1 protein-coding gene and 1 pseudogene are annotated in these 1,854 nt (G+C 46.7%); both read right to left on the reverse strand.

Going from position 1 to position 1,854, the window contains the following annotated elements; genetic code table 11:
• Window positions 1–16: 16 nt before the first annotated feature.
• Window positions 17–1,447: a nitrogenase molybdenum-iron protein alpha chain gene (nifD, locus tag V7K15_RS22080; protein WP_334908784.1), complete on the reverse strand. Its 1,431-nt coding sequence runs from the start codon at window positions 1,445–1,447 to the stop codon at window positions 17–19.
• Between the two features lie 150 nt (window positions 1,448–1,597).
• Window positions 1,598–1,854, reverse strand: a pseudogene (nifH, locus tag V7K15_RS22085) (nitrogenase reductase); the annotation flags it as partial.

The following is a 1,854-nucleotide window of genomic DNA, read 5'->3' on the forward strand; positions in this document are numbered from 1 at the left end:
CTTTTTTCTCCCACCGCTAAAAAACTTGCATTATATGATGTTGAAGAGCGTTGGCGCGTAGCCCGCCGGAGGCATCGCTAGGTTCGGAGTAATCCCAAGAGTGCATTTGACGGAAAGGTAGACCCATCTTTTGGAAGACGTACTTCTCTTTCACACCAGAGGCTACAAGGTCGGGCTTGAGCGCTTTGATAAATTCCTCGAATTCGTAAGCGGTAACGTCGTCATAAACGATGGTGCCGTTTTCGATGTAGCCAGCAGTACGTTTGTAGTCATCGTTATGAGCGAACTCATAACCAGTACCTATCATCTTCATGCCCAAGTCTTGGAACGCTGGGACAACGTGGCGAGGACGTAGACCACCAACCATGATGGCAACAGTCTTACCTTCCAAGCGGGGGTAATACTTAGCAAGTACCGCATCCATTGTGGGCTGATACTTGGCAATTACCTTCTCAGCGTTTGCTTGGATTGTCTCGTCAAATTTAGAAGCGATTTCCCGTAAAGATTCAGCAATCTTAGTGGGGCCGAAGAAGTTGTATTCCAACCAGGGTATACCATAAGCTTCTTCCATGTGACGGCTGATGTAGTTCATCGACCGATAACAGTGGATGAGGTTCATCTTCACATTGGGGGTCATCAACATTTCGTTGATCGTGCCATCACCTGACCACTGAGCGACTACGCGCAAGCCGAGTTCTTCTAACAGGATGCGGCTAGCCCAAGCATCTCCACCGATGTTGTAGTCACCGATAACGGCTACGTCATAAGGGGTACCTTCAAACTTGAGTGTACCGTCTTTCTTGGCTTGGTCGGATTTGGTGAACACCCAGTCACGAACCATGTCGTTAGCAATGTGGTGTCCCAAAGATTGGGAAACACCCCGGAAGCCTTCGCAACGCACAGGTACAACTGGCTTGCCAATTTCTTTCGATGTCTTCCGAGCAACAGCTTCGATGTCATCTCCAATTAGACCGATGGGACATTCAGATTGAATGGAAACACCACGGTTAAGGGGGAAAAGTACATCAAGTTCTTGGATGAGCTTGGTAAGTTTCTTGTCTCCACCAAAAACGATATCTCGTTCTTGGAAGTCGGAGGTGAAGTTCATGGTACCAAAGGAGTCAATACCTGTCGTACCGATGTAGTAGTTACGACGACCAGACCAAGAATAATAACCGCAACCTACAGGTCCGTGGCTGATGTGGATCATGTCCTTAATAGGGCCCCAGACCACACCTTTAGAACCGGCGTAAGCACAACCACGAGCGGTCATTACCCCAGGAAGGGATTTAACGTTAGACTTAACGCCGCAATCGGACTTACCTTCTTCGTATACGTTTAAGTGTTTTTCCCGCTTTTTAGCGGCTTTTTCAGGATAAGCACTGAGAACTTCTTTAATTAGTTCTTTTCTTTCTTCGATGATGTTTTGATTTTCTGGAGGTGTCATACTTAGCCTCTGTGACTTGTAAGGATCGGGGCATAGGGGGACTAGGAGTCCCCTCTAAAGTTAGGGGGGAAATGGAAGGGAGAGGATAAAAGGGAAGATATGAAACTCTTCCTTTTTCCTTGTGCTAAAGCGTTATTTCTTAGCAGGGAATTATACTACAGGAACTTCAGCAGCACTCTTACCAATTAGCATTGCAGCATTTTCTTCGCTTTCGAGAACACCAAATTCAATCAACAACTCTTCTAGCTCTTCCATCTCAATAGGTGTGGGGATGGTGAGATTCTTGTTCTCGATAATCTTCGTGGCTAATGCGCGATATTCTTGACTTTGATTGCTATCAGGTGCGTACTCGTTCACGGTCATCCGACGCAATTCTGCGTGTTGAACAATGTTGTCACGAGGTACGT

Source organism: Nostoc sp., from assembly GCF_036919815.1.
Lineage (GTDB): Bacteria > Cyanobacteriota > Cyanobacteriia > Cyanobacteriales > Nostocaceae > Nostoc.